The organism is Demequina sediminicola (genome assembly GCF_000975055.1).
In the GTDB taxonomy this organism is placed as follows: domain Bacteria; phylum Actinomycetota; class Actinomycetes; order Actinomycetales; family Demequinaceae; genus Demequina; species Demequina sediminicola.
In genome coordinates, this window is the sequence record NZ_BBRB01000002.1 from 229732 (window position 1) to 247617 (window position 17886).

The following is a 17886-nucleotide window of genomic DNA, read 5'->3' on the forward strand; positions in this document are numbered from 1 at the left end:
AGAATCCCATGGCTGACAAGCTGGTGCTCGCTGCTGAAGCGCGCAACGAATTTGGTAAGGGTTCGGCACGCCGCGCACGCGTTGCTGGACAGATCCCCGCAGTGCTCTACGGTCACGGCGAAGCTCCCGTGCACATGCTGCTCCCCGCACACGACACGATGATGGCGCTGAAGAACCCCAACGCCCTCCTCACTGTCACCCTTGACGGCAAGGAGAACCTGGCTGTTGCTAAGGACGTGCAGCGTAACCCGATCAAGCCCGTCATCGAGCACGTTGACCTGCTGATCGTGAAGAAGGGCGAGAAGATCACCGTCGACGTGCCTGTGCACCTCGAGGGCGAGTCCGCTCCTGGCACCATTCACGTGCTGGAGAACGCTTCGCTGCAGATCAACGCAGAAGCAACGCACCTGCCCGAGTACATCACCCTGTCGATCGAGGGCATGGAAGACGGCGACAAGAAGCTCGCTTCCGACCTCGACCTGCCCAAGGGCTCCGAGATTGCCGGCGACCCCGACCAGCTCATCGTGCACATCACCGTGCCGCGTACCGCTGCCGAGGACGAGCCTGAAGAGGCTGCTGCTGAGGACGAGTCTTCCGAGGACGCTGAAGGCGACGACGCGTAACTCGCCTTCCTGCTTTCGCTGCGCGCCCGTCACCGTTGGTGGCGGGCGCGTTGCGTTTCCCGGCGATCGTTTTCGCGGGACACTAGGGCCTGACGGAAAGGGACGTGACGTGAACGCACTGGTAGTAGGTCTGGGGAATCCCGGTGAGGATTATGCCGGAACCCGCCACAACATCGGCCAGATGGTCGCTGATGAGCTCGCTGCACGAGGCGGCACGTCGTTAAGCGTCCACAAGAAGTCGCGTACTCGAGCAGCCACCGTGCGGATTGGCGGCGAGCCGGTGGTGGTCGCTGTACCCATGACGTACATGAATGTGTCCGGTGGCCCGGTGCATGCGCTCGCCAATTATCAGTCCGTTGCTGCGCGCGACGTCATTGTCGTCCACGACGAACTCGACATTCCCTTTGGTGAGGTGAAACTCAAGCGAGGCGGCGGCTCCGCCGGCCACAACGGGCTCAAGGACATCACCAAAGCCCTTGGTGGGCCGGACTACGTACGGGTGCGAGTCGGCATCGGCCGTCCTCCAGGCCGTATGGACGCCGCAACGTACGTGTTGAAGCGCTTCTCTGCGGCGGAACGTAAGGAGCTCGACTTGCTCGTTTCTCGGGCAGCCGATGCTGTGGAGAGCATCGTGGCGGACGGCCTGGAGGCCGCGCAGCAGGTGTATCACGCCCCGCGGTAGCGGTGTTTACCAGGGGTAGGCGCAACATTGGGAATAGACAACCCCCCGGTTGATGTCACTACTATCAACGTAGGAACCATCGTGGGCTTTCACTCCCGCGCTTTAGCCCGTGCCCGTCCCCGACCAAGGGAGCAAGCATGACCGCTCAATGGATGATCCCTCCAACGCCGGAACGCACGTACGGTGCGGCACTCTTTGATCTGGACGGCGTGCTGACGCCCACAGCAGAGGTGCACATGAAGGCGTGGGCCGCAATGTTCACGGCCTACTTCACCAAGCACGACGTATCTCCGCCCTACACCGACGCTGATTACTACGCCTACGTGGATGGCAAGCCGCGCTATGACGGCGTTGACGCATGTCTGCGTTCACGTGGCGTCGAACTCCCGTGGGGCTCCCCCGAGGATGCCGCTGGCGTCGAGACCGTCTGCGGCATCGGCAATGTCAAGAACGATGCGTTCATGGCTGTGTTGAAACGTGAGGGCGTGGCACCATTTCCTGGCTCGTTGCGCCTCATCGAGCACCTCACCGAACTCAATGTGCCCATGGCTGTGGTGTCGAGTTCGCGCAACGCCCGCGAAGTACTCGCCGCCGCTGACTTGACTCGGTTCTTTGAGGTGGTTGTTGACGGTAACACTGTTGCCGAGGAAGGCATCGCGGGAAAGCCCGCCCCCGACATGTTCACCCTCGCGGCACAACGGCTGTCGGTCAATACGGCCGATGCTGTCGTGGTCGAAGACGCGCTCTCCGGTGTTGAGGCGGGAGCGGCCGGGGACTTTGCGCTGGTCGTGGGCGTTGACAGAGGAGCAGGGGCAGACGTCTTGCGCCGCCACGGCGCCGAGGTCGTTGTCAATGGACTTGAGGAGTTGATGGCATGAGTGACACGCAGGCAACGCGTGACTACCTGGACCGGCTACGGTTCCCGATCGACCCGTGGCGATTGGTGGAGACCGAGTTCTCTGAAGATGACCTCGGAGTCACAGAGACGTTGTTTGCGGTGGCGAACGGCTACTTGGGGTTGCGCGGCAACGTCGAGGATGGCCACGACGCTCACGCACACGGCACGTTCATCAATGGGTTTCACGAGACGTGGGATATCCAGCACGCAGAAGAGGCCTACGGATTTGCGCGCACGGGTCAGACCATCGCGAATGTCCCGGACGCCAAGATCATTCGCTTGTACGTCAACGACGAGCCACTGCTGCTCTCGACCGCGGACCTCGTCGAGTACGAGCGCGTGCTCGATATGCGCGAGGGTGTGCTGACGCGGACGCTGTTGTGGCGCACTCCGTCAGGCAACCGCGTCCGTGTGCGCTCACGCCGCATGGTGTCCTTCGCGCAGCGCCACCTGGCCGTCATGACCTATGAAGTGGAACTGCTGGACGAGGCCGCACCCATCGCCATCTCCTCGCAGATGCTGAACCGCCAGGCAGGGCTTGATGAGTACCGTGCCACGCCCAAGCCCTCCGGCGGCATCGCGGACCCACGTAAGGCCTCACGCCTCGAAGACCGCGTGCTTGAGCCCCGCCTGCAGCATGCGCAGGGGGACAGGGTCATCCTTGGCTACAAGGCGCGCAACTCCGGTATGACTCTGGCCGCAGCCATGGAACACAAGGTCGACTACGACGGAGAGTTCGACCGCGTCGATGAGGTCGATCCCGACTATGCCAAGCATGTGTTCCGCACTCGCATGGAACCGGGTGAAGTCTTCACGCTGACCAAGGTCGTCAGCTACCACACGTCGAGTTTGGTGCCGCCGCGTGAACTCGTTGACCGTTGCCAGCGCACGCTTGACCGAGTCAATCAAGAAGGCGTTGACACGCAGTTCGAGCACCAGCGCGTCTGGCTGAAGGACTTTTGGGATCGCTCCGATGTGGAGTTGGAGGGACGTGATGACACCCAGCAGGCCGTGCGGTGGAACCTGTTCCAGTTGGCACAGGCTGCGGCGCGCGGAGATGGACTCGGCGTCCCCGCCAAGGGTTTGACTGGCTCAGGGTACGGCGGCCACTACTTCTGGGACGGCGAGGTCTATGTGATGCCGTTCTTCACGTACACGTCGCCCATCATCGCCCGCAATGCGTTGCGATACCGCCACCGGATGCTCCCTGCAGCGCGGCGCCGTGCGGCGGAGCTCGCGCAGCATGGTGCGCTCTACCCGTGGCGGACCATCAACGGCGAGGAGGCATCGGCCTACTACGCCGCCGGCACCGCGCAGTATCACATCGACGCTGACATCGCCTTTGCGATTGATAAGTACGTCCGCGCCACCGGAGACGACGAGTTCCTGGCGCGCAACGGCATCGACATCCTGGTCGAGACGGCCCGCATGTGGGCGGACCTTGGCTTCTGGCGCAAGGCCGAGGGCAAAGACGAATCGTTCCACATTCATGGTGTGACCGGTCCTGATGAGTACACGACCGTTGTCAACGACAACCTCTACACGAATGCCATGGCGCGGTTTAACCTTCGTTGCGCCGCCCAGGCCGTGCAGAAGCTGAAGGACCGTTGGCCGGAGCAGTACGACAAGCTCGTGGCCCGCTTGGAGTTGCAGGAGGATGAGGTCGCAGAGTGGCTTCGCGCCGCTGATGGCATGGCGCTCCTGTGGGATGACCTGCTGGGTATCCACTTGCAGGATGCGTTGTTCAACCAGCGTGAGGTGTGGGACCTTGAGCACACGCCGGCCGAGCAGCGGCCGCTGCTGTTGCACTTCCACCCGCTGGTGATCTACCGCTTCCAGGTCTTGAAGCAGGCCGATGTGGTCCTCGCGTGCTTCCTGCAGAGCGAGTACTTCACGCCGGAACAGAAGCGCAAGAACTTTGAGTACTACGATCCGATCACCACGGGCGACTCGACCCTGTCTGGTGTGGTGCAGTCCATCGTGGCTGCCGAGGTGGGCTATCACGAGCTTGCGCTGAAGTACTTCTGGGACAGCCTGTATGTGGACCTTGGGGATCTGCACAACAACGCGGCCGATGGTGTGCACACTGCCTCGACTGGCGGTGTGTGGTCTGCTCTGGTGTATGGCTTTGGTGGCTTCCGCGACCACGGCGAGATTTTGAGCTTCGATCCGCGCTTGCCGGAGGAGTGGCCGTCACTCACGTTCCGCCTCACTCAGCGCGGCACGCGTGTGCGCGTGACGATCCGCCAGGATGACATCACGTTCGCCATTGAGGAAGGCCCCGGACTGACCGTGGATGTGCGTGGTGAACGCCACCACGTCACACAGTTGGCTGAGTTGAATGTGCCTCTTGACGGTCAGGGCGAGAGGATTCCTGGCGCACCCGATGCTCAGGCGTTCCACGGCACAGTCCGTGCAGACGGCACGGTGATTCAGCCTTCACTCCCCAGCGCTGTGACTGACACTACTGAGATGGAACTCCCGCCGGAGGGCCACGAGCAGTTGCGTCACCACGAGGACTAACCCCTCATCTCCCCGCCAAATGGCTCCATCTCGCTGTCTTGAGCGTCCAAAACAGCGGAATGGAGCCATTCGGCAGAAGGGGTGGGTTTGGTTGAGGCGAGCCCCAGATTAGACAGCGAAGGCGGCTTCAAAGCCCGCGTTGATCGCGTCTCCGACCTTGGCTGGCTCCACGCAATCGCCGACGGCGACTACCCGTCCCCGGCCAGCAAGCGCTGCCGCGAGGCCCGTGGCAGGCGCAACACCGAAGGCCGAGACCACGGTATCGGCCTCGATGCGTGACTCACCGTCCGCTCCGCTCAGCACCACGGCGCCCGGCTCGATGGCTGTCACTCGCTGTCCAGTGGTGAGAGTCACCCCTGCCTCTTCGAGGTCGCGCATCAGGGTAATGCGGTTGATCATGAGCAGGTCGCCAGCCACGGCATCTGCCATCTCAACAATGGTGACGTCGTGCCCCGCCTGCGCCGCTTCGAGCGCAAAGTCAGACCCAGAAAGTCCTCCTCCGCAGACCACAATCCGCTTGCCCAGCGTTGCGCCAAGGTGGGCGTCGACGACCTCGACCACGTTGTCGCCATCAAGACCCGGGATGGGTGGGGAGACCGGGGTGGAACCCACGGCCACGATGATGGTGTCTGCGTCTGCGAGTTCGGGGGAGTCTTCTGTAATCTCAGTGTCCAGGTGGACCGTCACGGGCAGATCTGCCAGTTGGCGTTCCCACCAGAAGATCATGGAACGGAGTTCCTTCTTGAACTCGGGGGTTGCGGCAGGCCACAAAACGCCGCCCAGCCTGCTTTCGCGTTCGTAGACATCGACGCGGTGACCACGCTCGCCTGCCACGCGTGCGGCCTCGAGGCCTGCGGGGCCGGCACCGATGATGACGACGTGTTGGTGATCCGTGGCCGGGGTAATGACACGCTCGCGCTCGAATCCGACGGTGGGGTTGACTGCGCAGCCGAGGGGCTGACCGATGAACGCATTGCCCACGCACATCTGGTTGCAACGAATGCAGGGGCGGATGTCCTCGCGCTGGCCTGCAGCCAACTTGTTGGTCCATTCGGGATCGGCGATGAGTCCACGTCCGATTCCGACGAAGTCCAATTCGCCATCGGCCAGTGCTTGCTCGGCGTTCTCGGGGGTCAGGTTTCCGCATCCCAGAACCGGGATGGTGAGGACTTCCTTCATCGCGGCGGCGGCTTCCATCATGCAAGCGTCACCTAGGTAGTACGGGGGGAACACATAGTCCATTGCCTCGTATGAGCCTTCGTCGGCCATGAGCATGTCGAGACCCGCGGCCTCGAGGACCTTCGCGATCTCCTGCGATTCGGGGATCTTGCGGCCGTGCTCGGAACGGTGGTTGGCAGACAACCGGAAAGTGACGGGGAGACCCGGGGCACCTTCCTTGACGGCCTGAATAATCTCGACGGCGAAGCGGCAACGGTTCTCGACCGAGCCACCGTAGGAATCTGTGCGACGGTTCCATTCTGGGGAGAGGAACTGGTCGATGAGATATCCGGTGTGTCCGTGGATGTCGATGGAATCGATGCCTGCCTCAAGACACCTTGCGGCGGCCTCTTTGAAACGGCTGACGATCACGTGGATTTCGTCGACCTCGAGAGGGCGGCAGCGGATGCTGGGGTCCGTGTAGTGGCCGTTGTCGGAGGCTGAGATGGGTGCGCGCTCGGGGTCCGCGACGTTGATGTTGCGCCCTAGCCCTGCGGTGAGCTGCACGGAGATAGCGCCGCCGACTGCGTGAACGGCGTCGGCGAGTGCGCGGAGACCGGGGATAGCGTCATCGGAGTCGATGCGTCCGAGGCCTTCGTTGATGACCTCGTAGTCATCGGTCACTGCGGTGAGGCCCGTCACGACTAGACCGGCGCCGCCTTTCGCGCGCTCCGCATAGTAGGCGATTTCGCGCTCTGTCAGGTGTCCGTTGTGGTCGCCCATCTCGGTACCCATGGGGACCATGACCACGCGATTGCGGAGGTGGAGGTTTCCGAGCGTGATGGGTTCGAGAATCCTGTCAAAGGTGGTGGTCATGACAACTCCAGTCTGTCGAACATCGGGATGTTCGAGGTTACGTTGGAGCTATCGCGAAACTGTAGGACTAACGCCTTACATCGGCTCGATGGCCTCAGTGATAGGGGCTAGTGGCGCCCCACGCGTGCGAGGAACTCGCGGGTCTCCTCGCGCACGGGGGCGTCAAAGATCTGCTCGGGACTTCCCGCCTCGACGATCCTGCCGCCGTGCATGAACACCACGCGGTCGGCAACCTCGCGTGCGAAGTTCATCTCGTGGGTAGCCATGAGGATCGTGGAACCCGAGTCCTTGAGCCCCTTCACAAGGTCAAGGACTTCGCCCACCAGCATGGGGTCCAGCGCCGAGGTGATCTCGTCCAGGAGCAGCAGTTCTGGGTTGGTGAGGATGGCACGCACGATGGCCACGCGCTGCTGCTGTCCGCCGGACAAACGGTCGGGGTAGTCGTGAACCTTTTCGCCCAAACCAAATTTCTCCAGCAGGGTCACGGCCCGCTCACGCGCACTCGCCGCGTTCTCCCCGTGGACTTTCCTCGCTGCGAGCGTGACGTTGTCGATCACGCGCATGTGGGGAAAGAGGTTGAACTGCTGGAACACCACGCCGATGCGCGAGCGCACCTTGTCAGCATTCACGCTGGGCTCAGAGATATCGTCGCCGGACAGAATCAGTTGGCCGTCGTCGATGCGTTCGATGAGGTTGATGGTGCGGAGCAGGGTGGACTTTCCCGACCCTGACGCGCCGATCAGCACCACGACGTCGTGCTCGTTAAGGGTGAGGTCGACGCCCTTCAGGACGGTGTTGTCACCAAAGCTCTTCCATACATTGCGGACTTCGAGGACACTCACACCACACCGCCAATCTGTTCGCGGCTGTTCATGCGCGCGGCTACGTAGTCCGTGAGGCGGGTCAGCGGGAGGGAGATTGCAATAAAGAGCAGGGCGGCAACAACGTACGGCGTGAAGTTGTAGGTCAGCGCGGCATCGATCTGGGCGGCTCGAATGGCGTCAACAGCACCGAGGACGGAGATCAGGCCTACGTCCTTTTGCATGGAGACAAAGTCGTTCATGAGCGCGGGGATGACCTTGCGCACACCCTGGGGCATGACGACCATACGCAGTGTCTGGCCGTGACTCAGACCCAACGAGCGGGCGGCGACGCGCTGTGAGGTGCTGACGGCCTCCATGCCTGCGCGGAGAACCTCGGCGACATAGGCGGAGTAACACAGGCCGATGGCGATGGTTCCCCAGACGGCAGCGCTCAGGGGAGGGAAGATCCCCAGCGCAGGGATTCCAAAGCCCACGAGGTACAGCACGATCAGCACTGGCACGCCGCGGAAGAGGTCCACGTAGATGGTGGCGAGCATGCGCAGCGGGAAGAACACGGGTCCGCGCAGTGAGCGCAGGACGGCAAGGATGGTGCCGAAGATGGCTACGCCGATGCCTGCAAAGAACAGTGCCCGGATGTTGAGCCAAAGGCCCTTGAGAATGTCGGGGAAGCTTTCGCGCCCGATTTCCCAGTTGAAGAAGCTTTCCTTGACTGCCGCCCAGCCTGGGGTGTTGACCACCAGGAGTGTCGCCACGGTGGCGAAGATGATGGTCGAGGCGGCGGCAATGAGAACGGAGCGCCACGTGGCGCGTTGGCGGTAGGCCCGTCGGTCGAGCTCGAGTGTGCTCGGCTCGTGCACCAGGGGCGCTCCGTCGCTCATTTGTGAATCCTTAATTCAGTGTCTGGACTTGTGGGTGGTGATTAGTCCAGGACGGGGACGTCAACGGCGTCGGAGAGCCACTCGGTTTCGAGTGCGGCGAGGGTGCCGTTCTCGTTGAGGACGTCCACTGCGGCCGTGACCGTTGCGGTGTTGGGTGAGTCCTTGGGGAGCACGAACGCGAACTGGTCGCCGTCGCCCTCGTCCTCGGCGGGGAACTGGCCAACGATCGCACCGTTGTCGAGTTCCACTGCGGAGAGGTAGAACGCGGAGGGCAGGTCGGTGATGAAGCCGTCGATCTGTCCCGAGTTGAAGGCTGCGACGGTGTCTTCAGCGGAGTTGAAGACTGCGAGGTCGTCTTCGCCGATGGACTCTGCTGCGACGGCGTAGCTGGTAGTTCCGGAGGGAACGCCGATGCGGTAGCCGGCAAGGTCGGCCACGGACGTTGCGGTCGCGAGGTCCGAGTCTGCGTCGGCGACGATGGCCTGCGAGGTCGTGTAGTACGGCGAGGAGAAGTCGACCGCGTTCTTGCGCTCTTCGGTGATCGAGAACTGCTGAATGTTGACGTCCCAGTCCTTCACGCCAGGAGCGATGGCAGTCTCGAAGGAGGTGCGCACCCACTCGACGTCTTCGGGGCTGTAGCCGAGCTCTTCCGCAACGGCGTAGGCCACGGCGGCTTCGAATCCTTCGCCGTTGGTGGGCTCGTTGTCGACCATCCAGGGCTCGTAGGCGGGCTCACCGGTAGCGATGGTGAACTTGCCTTCGGTGACGGTTTCGAGTTCTGCGCCAGCGGCGGCAGTGGCTTCCGTGCTGCTGCTTGATTCGGGGGTGGCCGAGGTCTCAGCCTCGTCCGATGACGAGCATCCTGCGAGTGCCAGGGCGGATACCGCTACTGCGGCTACGCCGACGCGGCTAAGGGTGCGGATAGACATGGGTCTCCATTCACAACGTGCTTGGTGGGGTGTGGAGCGGTGTCGGCGTTGATCGCTCCCGTGTGCCGGTCATTCTACGCGGGCTCGGCGAGTGCCCAGTCGGCGAAGTCAAAGCCGGGGCTGACCACGCAACTGACGAGCGCTTCCTTGCCGTCGCCCAGGTCTGCCGCCTGCCAGGTGCCAGCGGGAACAACGACCATCGGTCGGTGCCCGGACGTCAAGTCTGGTCCCAATCGCGCGGTCTCCACGGCATCGGCCGGGCTGTCCCCGTCTCCACCGAGGTGCAGATCGAGTGTGCCGGGACCGTGCCAGAGCCAGAGTTCGTCGGACGTGACGACGTGCCAGGCAGAACGCTCCCCTGGGGGTAGGAGGTAGTGAATGCAGGTGGCCGCAGGTCGAACGCCGCCGGCGGTGTCGACGGGTACGGTGCCGGTCCACATGCGCTTGAACCAGCCGCCCTCGGGGTGCGGCTCGAGGCCCAGGGCCGATGCGGTGGCGGGGACGGTGCTCATGCGGCGATTCCGGTTTCTGAGGTGAACGATGAGGTGGCGTGACGCACTCGACCGTTGGTGACCGTGGCGCCGGCACGTCCCGCTCCGGATTCGGCGAGCGTCATGATCGTGTCGTCGACGGTGGTCACGGGAACGTCGAAGAAGGCGAGGTCGGCCATCGCGCCCACGGCCAGGTAGCCGGTGCGTCGTGGACCTTCGTCGATACCGAGTGCGTGGGCGCCTCCCAAGGTGGCGGCATTGAGTAGGCGCTCAGCGATGTCGTCATGCGAGTAGCCCTGGCCACGAGCGACGCGCATCACTGCAGCGATCTCCGCCATCGGGTCCAGGGACGGGGACGAGGACAGGGAGTCAGTGCCGATCGCGATGGGGCTGCCTTCGCGAAGGTATGCCGCGACGGGTGGAGCGTCGAGGCCAATGATCTCGTTGGAGCGGGGGCACAGCGCGACGGTGGTGCCTCGGGCGCGCAGCGTGGCACGGTCCCGTTCGGAGACGTAGATGCCGTGGGCGACGTGGCAGTCGGGGCCCAGCACACCGAGGTGGTCGACATAGTCGGTGGCGGAGGTGCCAAACCCGGCCTGACGGAGTTCACGCAAACTTCCCAGGCCTTGAGACTGCCACGGGCCTAGGTTGTCTGCTTCAAATTCGCGTTCGATGCCGGATTCGCCGAGGTGAATGTGAATGCGTCGCCCGCGTTCGCGCACGATGTCGGGCAACTCCAGCAAAGGCAGAATCTCGAGTGAGTACGGCGCGTGGGGACTGAGCCCCGAACCGGGGCGGTCGGGCATCGAGTCCAGAGCGGCTTCGACTTCTGCGCGTCCGTGGTCACGCCAGTCGTCGTTGCTCCAGTCCATCACTTCCCAGAACGCGATGCCCGCGAGTCCCGCATCGTGCAGAGCAGTAGCAGCCTCTGGGTCAGTCACGATGTCGGCGGCTGCCGTCACACCGGCCACGATCATCTGGCGAGCTCCTTCAGCTGCGTCCGCTGCCCAGTCGTGGCCGCGCTGGTAGACAGGGTTGAAGCCTGTGACCCAGTCCTCGAAGCCGTTGTAGGTGCGCGTCGCCACTTCCCCCATCCCGGTGTACTGGAGGTGGGTGTGTGCGTTCACAAGGCCTGGCATGAGGACACCGGGCCAGCGGACGTGCTTCACGGGAAGTCCCCGCTCAGCCAAGGAGGACTCGACCCAGGCGCGCTCGCCCACGTGCAGGATGCGCTCGCCGCGCACCGCAATAGCGCCGTCCAAGATGGGGGGTGCGGTGATGGGCAGCACGAGGTCTGCCGAATACAGCGTGACCGGGAATGTCGTCATGGGGTCTCCTTGCGAGATGCTGCGTAACGAGGGGAGTGCCAGTCATCGGATCGGGCCGATGCTGGGGCTGGGCGGGCATCGAGAGTCACGCTGCGCACACGGGCGGCCGTCGCCGCCACGTGCGTCACCGCGTTGTCGCTGAGGGCGTGGACCCCGACGCTAGGGCGAGTCTCGATTGTTTCGGCGATGGCAGCCAGCTGGGTGGCGAAGGACAGGTCCATGATTTCGATGGGATTGCCTTCAGCGGCGGTCACATTGATGCAGTTGCCGCGGTCCAGGATGAGTGTTCCTGATCCCGTACGTGCCACGTCGTCGGCTACTGGCGTCAGGTCGCCCTGCCAAGTGATTTCATCGGGCACGCCGCCTGCAACCGCTACGGCAACGGCACTATCGACGAGGTCCGCCCTGACAGTGCGGGACCACCCCGTCGCAGACACGATCAGCGCCCCGGCACCAAGTGCGTCGGCTGGCCCCACCTCGTAGCCGTCGTGGAGCGCGAGCAGCGCGCGCGCCGGGTCAATCTCGCTCACTCGCACCTCGGCGCCCAGCGCCCGCAAGTGTGCGGCCACGCCCACGCCCACCGGGCCGTAGCCGATGACAAGCGCAGGCTGGTCCCGCACACTCACGTCCACGGCGTCGAGCAGGTCTGCGATCGCGAGCACGCAGCTTTGCCCGGTGCCGTAGCGATTGTCGAAGCCTGTCTTTGTGATGGCGTCGTTGACGGCGACTACTCCGGTAGCCAGCACCCCGGCATCGGCCATTGCACGGAGGGGAGTGAGCCCACTTGTGGTTTCCTCGGTGGCGCCCATCCAGCGCGCCACCTGATGGGGGCGCTCCTCATGAGCCAGGCGCGTGACGTGTGAGCCGTCATCGACCAACACATCGAAGCCGCGATCAATGAACGCGAGTGCGGCGGCACGCTCCTGCGCGGCAGTGAAGTCTGCGTCCGCATCCACGGGCACTCCACGCTCACGCAGCGCCCGAGCCACAGCGTCGTCGGTCTCGTCCGGATGCGCGTACACCGCGACTGAGGCGCCCGCGCTCGCGAGCAAGAGGGCAAGGTTCGCCGTCTTGGGTTCAAGCGTCATTGACACACCGATGGACAGCCCTCGAACGGTGCCACGTTCCGCGAGTTCAGCGGCCAGCGCGGTAGAGACCGGCATGTGTGCGGCAGCGAAGTCCAGCCGTCCCCCAGCGTCCCCCCGGTCCGGGAGAGGTGCCCCGGCTAGCGTGATGGCACCTGAGTCCACGTCAAAATGCACGGAATCACGGGTGTTGACGCCGGCGTCGGGGGCCACCAGGCGTGCGCCCATTGCGCTCAGCATGGCCCGAAGCGAATCCGCCACGTCAGTGCGGCCCGTCACCAGCATCGGCCGTCCCGCAACGAGGAGGTTGGTCTGGGAGGCGAAGCGACGCAGTAGCCGCTCCGCTTCAGCGCGCGCATCGGTCATAGCGTCAAGTCTAAGTTGTGAAGCCGTGGGCACGTCCTGGGCGCTTCGCCTCGCCTGCCCTCACTGCACCCCACCGTGGGTTTTCGTGAGAGCTCCAGCATATTCGACCATTGGTTGTTATCTGACGACGGAGGCACTAGGTTCATGGTTGTGTGGGGGGCAAGACCTCTCGCGTTGAGGGCGATCCTCAGTCAAACCAATGGAGGCTTCACAGTGACGTCACAGAAGTTCTCTCGAGTAAAGCGTGGCTTTGCAGTCGCGGCGGCTGCTCTCGGTGCCGTGTTGCTTGTGCCGGCCCCGGCCAACGCTTTTTGGGTGAGTGACTCTCTCACGTGCCCGTCAGGGCGGTACGTCAAGACAACGGGCTCAGCTCATGGGTACCTCTTTGTCAGGTCGGGAAACAAGGAATTGACAGCGGGGGCGTTGTCGCGGAAGCACACATCGACGCCATATTCGAGAACTGTCCACTCGTACTGGCAAAGCGCCACTTGGTTTGTCTCAAGTGGTGCAAATGACAGTGAAATGCCGGGCTACTCCAACAACTGCTCGATCAACTAATGGCGCGATTGTTTCCGAGCCCGATGGTGGCGGTAGTCGTAAGTACGATTGCCGCCACCATCGCGGGGTGCACCCCGGCGTCATCCACCGCAACCGATAGATACGTAGCGCCAGCCTGGATGGCGGAAGTGGCACAGTCGATGGAGTTGCGAGCTGAGGCACTTGTGAGTTGCTTGGCTGGCGCGGGCTACGACGTTACAGTCGACGCGGACGGTGCGCTCGTTCGTGATGTCCTTCCCAACCAGACAGAAGACGAGATCGTCGCGGAGCAAGTGGCGTGGGAGCATGCCTTGGGCAGTTGTGAGCAGGGGCTATCCGCTGACGCTGCGTACCCACCCCCATTGGACCCTGAAGACGCATACGCGAGGGTTGCCGATACCACTGAGTGTATTCGGGCTCACGGCTATGCCGAGATCGGCGAACCGCCGAGCCGCGACGCCTGGGTCGATGCCTACGGGGGCGGAGGGGATGTGTGGACCCCCTATGGGGAGTTGTACCGCTTGCACGAGGACACGATCACAGAGGAAGAGTGGGATGCGCTAAAAGCCGAGTGCGTCGAAGACGGCGCGTTCTTTGGCGTCGACTTTGTTGGACAAGGCTAGGTGACTGATGGTGTATCAGGGTGGGCGCCGGTTCGGCACTTTAGCGTGGTGGTGCCTGGCGGTGATCGCGGCTCTCGTTGTGGGCGTATTCGCTGGGCGCGCAACCCTTGCTACTCCCACTGCTGGCGCGTCTACGTCCGCCGTGCCGGTCTACACGGTCGCTGAGGAAACTGTCGGGTTGAGCCAGGCGTTCCCTGTCACTGTTAAGCGTGAACCGTTGGGCACTGTGGAGGCGGCATCGACCGGTGTGGTGACTGAGGTGTTCGTGGCCGATGGGGGGAGCCAGCTTCACGGTGGTGATGTGGCGATGACCATCGGGTTGCGCCCGGTGGTCGTGATGCACGGCGAGATTCCCACTTTCCGAACTTTGGAACGCGGAGTTGAAGGTGCAGATGTTGTGCAGCTCCAGCAGTTTCTTGTGGCTGAAGGCCTGCTTGCGGAGGGCACCGACGACGGCGAGTTCGGCGCCAGCACACAGGTCGCGGTCCGCGCGTGGCAGCGCATGGTGGGTGTTGAAGACGATGGAGTGGTCCGGACGGGTGATGTTGCCTTCGTGCCAGGGCTCCCCGCGACAGTCTCGCTGGCTCCCGATCTGTCGGTCGGCGACGAAGTGACAGCGGGGGAGCCGCTGCTGACGGTTCTTGCTCACGATCCCACGTTCGAAATTGCAGTGACGCCCGACCAGGTCGACCTCATCCCGCTTGACGCACCGATATCCGTGGAAGGTACTGACCAGACGATGTGGGCCGCAGCGGTAGGTGACGTGGTGCAAGGAAGCGACGGCAGCGTGACCATCGGGCTCGTGGGGGCCAACCGCGGCAGCGTGTGCGGCGAGGATTGCGGCGCGATTGTAGTCGCGGACGGCGGCACGATCATGATGGCGACCATTGCTGTCGTGCCTGAAGCGACTGGCCCGACGGTGCCCGCCTCCGCCATCCAAACCGCAGCGGATGGTGCCACCACGGTCGTGCGAGAATCCGGTGCCGCACAGGACGTCACCGTTGAGTCATACGGGCACGGGCGTGCAGTCGTCGACGGCCTTGACGTTGGCGATCGCATTCTGCTCGTCAACCACGGTGAACCGGCCGCTGAGGCGCCTCCATCGTGACGGCTGAGGTTGCGTTGGAAGCCCGCAATCTGAGCTTTTCCTACCGTGCGGGCCAGTTGCCCGTGATTGACGATTTCAGTGCAGGCTTCCACTATGGTGCGCTCACCGTAGTGACGGGGCCGTCGGGCACGGGAAAATCCACATTGCTGTACCTTTTGGCGCTCATGCTGCGCGAGACAATGGGGGAAGTGTGGTGTGCGGGCGAGCGTGTGTCAGGGTTGAGCGACGCCGAGCGTTCGATGCTGCGAGCGTCGCGGTATGGCTTTGTGTTTCAGGATGCGCTGCTCGACCCCGCCCTGACCATCGCGGACAACATCTGCGAGTCTGCCGTCTTCGCCGGTATGCCGATCGACAGAGCTCGCGAACGCGCGCAACAATTGATGGACGACTTTGGTGTTGGCCATCGCGCGACTCACCGACCAGGGGAGATTTCTGGCGGTCAAGCGCAACGGGTGGCACTATGTCGAGCCTTGTTGACGGAGCCTACGATCGTATTCGGTGACGAACCCACAGGAAATCTCGACCGACAGTCTGCAGATGTGGTGTGGGACGCGCTCGCGCGCCACGCACACGTGACTGGTGCATGTGTCCTTGTCGCCACGCACGATGAGTCACGCATCGCGTCCGCCGACGTGCACGTGGACCTATCGCGATGATGCGCTCCCGTGAGTGGCCGGGCCAAGCCAAGCCCGGAGCCCTCATCGCGACCGTCCTGCGAGACCTGCGCGCCCAACCTCTCCACGCGGTTGCGTGTGCGCTCGTGGTTGCTGCGGTGTGCGTGGTCGTTTTCACCACCACGGGTCAATCCGCGGCAAGCGAGCAAGCGGTTCTGTCGAGAATCGACTCAGTAGGAACCCGCACCATCGTCCTAAGCGACGGGAGCGAGAAAGCAATGATGTCGGCGGAGAGCGTCGAGGCCGTGACTCGCCTCTCCACTGTTGAGTCTGCGTTCGGGCTGGGAACGGCACACGATGGCCGCAACGCCAACGCGCCCGTCACCGGGACAATCGCTATCCGGCCATATGTAGGGGAGCTTCCCGCGGACATCGCACTGGTCGATGGACGCTTGCCGAACCACGGCGAGGCACTCGTCGGCGAGCGGGCTGCGCGTAAACTTGGCTTGGTAGACGGAGTCGGAGGAGTTGAAGGTCAGAACGGTCAGTGGCCCATGGTGGGGGTCTTCGCTGCGTCAGGGGCCTTGGACAGTCTCAACGACATTGTCATCTTCACGCCCACCGACCCAGATCGTACCGAGCTGCGCTACCTCTATGTTGTTGCTACCCATGTGAACGAGGTTGAGCAGCTTGCCGCGCTACTCCCGGGTGTAGTCGTTGCGCGCGACCCAGGAAAGTTGACTGTCGAGCCGCCCACTGCCGCGATCCAGTTGAGAGAGGTTATCTCGGGTGATCTGGGCCGCTCTTCGCGAGCCCTCATGCTTGCTGTCCTCGGAGCGGGCCTGCTGATGATCGCCATCACCACACACGTCGCCGTCGCGGCGCGCCGCACGACCTTCGGACGCCGGCGCGCACTTGGTGCGAGCCGAAGCACGATCGTCGCCATGGTGCTGTGGGGCACGAGTGTCCAGGCAGCGGCGGGCGCGGTCGTCGGTGCCATGGGCGGGGTGATCGCGATGTCGCTGGTGACTGAGGACCTGCCCGCATGGTCCTTCCTCGTCGCTGTGCCGTTGCTGGCGATTCTGATGAGTCTGTTTGGGGCCGTGGCGCCCGCGCTCATCGCCGCGCGTCGAGACCCACTCCTGGTGTTACGAGTCCCATAGAGGCAAGTCAGATGAGGGCTTGGCTCGGACCCGTGCCTTAGTTGCGACCCACTCCGGAACCGCACCACTGAGTCACGACCAAGGATCACTTTCGATGGTCCCCGCAATGGACTCGCCAAAGTCTGCGCCTCTGCGCTTACTGCAGCACAGGGACATCGATGGCAGTCGACAGCCACTGAGTTTCGAGTGCCGCCAAGGTGCCGTCAGCATCGAGCGCGTCCACCACTGCTGTGACGGTCGACGTGTTCGGGGACCCGTCCGGCAGGAGGAACGCAAAGTCATCGCTGCGGCGGTCAGCAGCAAACTGACCGATGATCTCGGCTGTTCCTTCGCCCGCAGCGGCGTAGTCGAACGCCTCCGGCAACTCAATGATGAAGCCGTCCACCTCGCCCGCTTCAAACGCCTCGACAGTGTCCTCGACGGTCTCGAAGGCCGTCAGTGCATCGCGCCCCAGTTCGCGCTCCGCAACAGCGTAGGCAGGGGTGCCCTTGGGGGCCCCGAGGCTGAAGCTACCGAGCGCAGCGATGGAATCGGCATCGGCAAGCGGTGAATCGGCGTGAGCCAGAACCGCCACGCCAGCCTCGTAATAGGCCGAGGAGAAGTCCACAAACGCCTCGTCCTTCTCGCTGATAACGAACTGCTGCAGGCCCAGATCCCAGTCCTTCTCACCAGGGGTCATTGCCTGTTCTGCTGAGACACGGACCCACTGCACCTGAGCTGCGCTGTACCCCAGCTGCTCCGCGACAACGTAGGCCACAGCAGATTCGAATCCCTGCGCGCTCGTGGGGTCGTCTTCCACAAACCATGGCTCCGCTGCGGGGTGGCTCGTCGCGATGGTGAGGACTCCGTCGGTGACAGTGTCGAGCTGTGGAGTCACCACAAAGTCGGGCGCTTCGACGGCATCGGGCGACGGGGACGTGGACGGCGCAGCCGCAGCGGGAGTGCTGATGTCCGAGGTGAGTGCGTTCGACGACTCTGCTGTGGCGCACGCGGTCAGTGCAACAGTGGAGGCCGCGAGGCCAGCAAGGAGGGCAGGGCTGAACGAGCGAGATGTCATGTGAACTCCAGATCGGGAAGATGATGTGGAGCGGGGTCGACATTGATCGCTCCCGATGAGCAGTTGCCAGTCTATCTGCCTGGAAGTATGTGTGAACTCAGCCCATATCCGTAGGATGGTCAC

The 17886-nt window shown here is 63.5% G+C and carries 16 protein-coding genes; 8 read left to right on the top strand and 8 right to left on the bottom strand.

Annotation, left to right across the window (positions count from 1 at the left end):
* Window positions 1–8: 8 nt before the first annotated feature.
* The 4 genes from AOP79_RS05990 (at window position 9) to AOP79_RS06005 (ending at window position 4726) form a co-directional block, all read left to right on the top strand.
* On the top strand, window positions 9–623 hold the full coding sequence (locus tag AOP79_RS05990; protein ID WP_062071536.1) for a 50S ribosomal protein L25/general stress protein Ctc: 615 nt from the start codon (window positions 9–11) through the stop codon (window positions 621–623).
* 109 nt (window positions 624–732) lie between these two features.
* The gene (gene pth, locus AOP79_RS05995) at window positions 733–1305 is read left to right on the top strand and encodes an aminoacyl-tRNA hydrolase (protein WP_062071537.1); all 573 of its coding nucleotides are present in this window, start codon (window positions 733–735) and stop codon (window positions 1303–1305) included.
* Window positions 1306–1442: 137 nt separating this feature from the next.
* A complete protein-coding gene (locus AOP79_RS06000) occupies window positions 1443–2183 on the top strand; it encodes an HAD family hydrolase (protein ID WP_152648029.1) in 741 nt (246 codons plus the stop codon).
* Entirely contained in the window at window positions 2180–4726 is a 2547-nt protein-coding gene (locus AOP79_RS06005; protein ID WP_062071539.1) for a glycoside hydrolase family 65 protein, read from the top strand. The genes AOP79_RS06000 and AOP79_RS06005 overlap by 4 nt, the downstream gene beginning before the upstream one ends.
* A 108-nt stretch (window positions 4727–4834) precedes the next feature.
* Here the strand turns inward: AOP79_RS06005 and AOP79_RS06010 are convergent, their stop codons facing one another.
* From AOP79_RS06010 to AOP79_RS06040, 7 genes are all read right to left on the bottom strand, one after another.
* On the bottom strand, window positions 4835–6760 hold the full coding sequence (locus AOP79_RS06010) for an oxidoreductase (protein ID WP_062071542.1): 1926 nt from the start codon (window positions 6758–6760) through the stop codon (window positions 4835–4837).
* 107 nt (window positions 6761–6867) lie between these two features.
* Window positions 6868–7602: an amino acid ABC transporter ATP-binding protein gene (locus AOP79_RS06015; RefSeq protein ID WP_062071546.1), complete on the bottom strand. Its 735-nt coding sequence runs from the start codon at window positions 7600–7602 to the stop codon at window positions 6868–6870.
* Window positions 7599–8462 (bottom strand): amino acid ABC transporter permease, encoded by an 864-nt coding sequence (locus AOP79_RS06020; protein WP_062071548.1) that lies wholly within the window; start codon window positions 8460–8462, stop codon window positions 7599–7601. Before AOP79_RS06020 ends, AOP79_RS06015 begins: the two co-directional genes overlap by 4 nt.
* A gap of 41 nt (window positions 8463–8503) precedes the next feature.
* On the bottom strand, window positions 8504–9391 hold the full coding sequence (locus AOP79_RS06025; protein ID WP_062071551.1) for an ABC transporter substrate-binding protein: 888 nt from the start codon (window positions 9389–9391) through the stop codon (window positions 8504–8506).
* 74 nt (window positions 9392–9465) lie between these two features.
* Complete coding sequence (locus AOP79_RS06030; RefSeq protein ID WP_062071553.1) at window positions 9466–9903, bottom strand: cupin domain-containing protein; 438 nt, start codon at window positions 9901–9903, stop codon at window positions 9466–9468.
* Window positions 9900–11210, bottom strand: a complete 1311-nt coding sequence (locus AOP79_RS06035) for an amidohydrolase family protein (RefSeq protein ID WP_062071555.1) — start codon at window positions 11208–11210, stop codon at window positions 9900–9902. The genes AOP79_RS06030 and AOP79_RS06035 overlap by 4 nt, the downstream gene beginning before the upstream one ends.
* Window positions 11207–12661 (bottom strand): adenosylhomocysteinase, encoded by a 1455-nt coding sequence (locus AOP79_RS06040; protein ID WP_062071558.1) that lies wholly within the window; start codon window positions 12659–12661, stop codon window positions 11207–11209. The genes AOP79_RS06035 and AOP79_RS06040 overlap by 4 nt, the downstream gene beginning before the upstream one ends.
* Before the next feature lie 557 nt (window positions 12662–13218).
* On the opposite strand from AOP79_RS06040, the gene AOP79_RS06045 reads away from it, so the two are divergent.
* From AOP79_RS06045 to AOP79_RS06060, 4 genes are read left to right on the top strand one after another with little or no spacing between them, the layout of a single operon-like run.
* Entirely contained in the window at window positions 13219–13821 is a 603-nt protein-coding gene (locus AOP79_RS06045) for a hypothetical protein (protein ID WP_152648030.1), read from the top strand.
* 7 nt (window positions 13822–13828) lie between these two features.
* Window positions 13829–14929, top strand: a complete 1101-nt coding sequence (locus tag AOP79_RS06050; protein ID WP_082093415.1) for a peptidoglycan-binding domain-containing protein — start codon at window positions 13829–13831, stop codon at window positions 14927–14929.
* Complete coding sequence (locus AOP79_RS06055; protein WP_082093416.1) at window positions 14926–15585, top strand: ABC transporter ATP-binding protein; 660 nt, start codon at window positions 14926–14928, stop codon at window positions 15583–15585. The genes AOP79_RS06050 and AOP79_RS06055 overlap by 4 nt, the downstream gene beginning before the upstream one ends.
* Window positions 15582–16706: an FtsX-like permease family protein gene (locus AOP79_RS06060; protein WP_062071567.1), complete on the top strand. Its 1125-nt coding sequence runs from the start codon at window positions 15582–15584 to the stop codon at window positions 16704–16706. Before AOP79_RS06055 ends, AOP79_RS06060 begins: the two co-directional genes overlap by 4 nt.
* 136 nt (window positions 16707–16842) lie before the next feature.
* Here AOP79_RS06060 and AOP79_RS06065 read toward each other — a convergent pair whose 3' ends face one another.
* Window positions 16843–17763: a substrate-binding periplasmic protein gene (locus AOP79_RS06065; protein ID WP_062071569.1), complete on the bottom strand. Its 921-nt coding sequence runs from the start codon at window positions 17761–17763 to the stop codon at window positions 16843–16845.
* Window positions 17764–17886 lie beyond the last annotated feature (123 nt).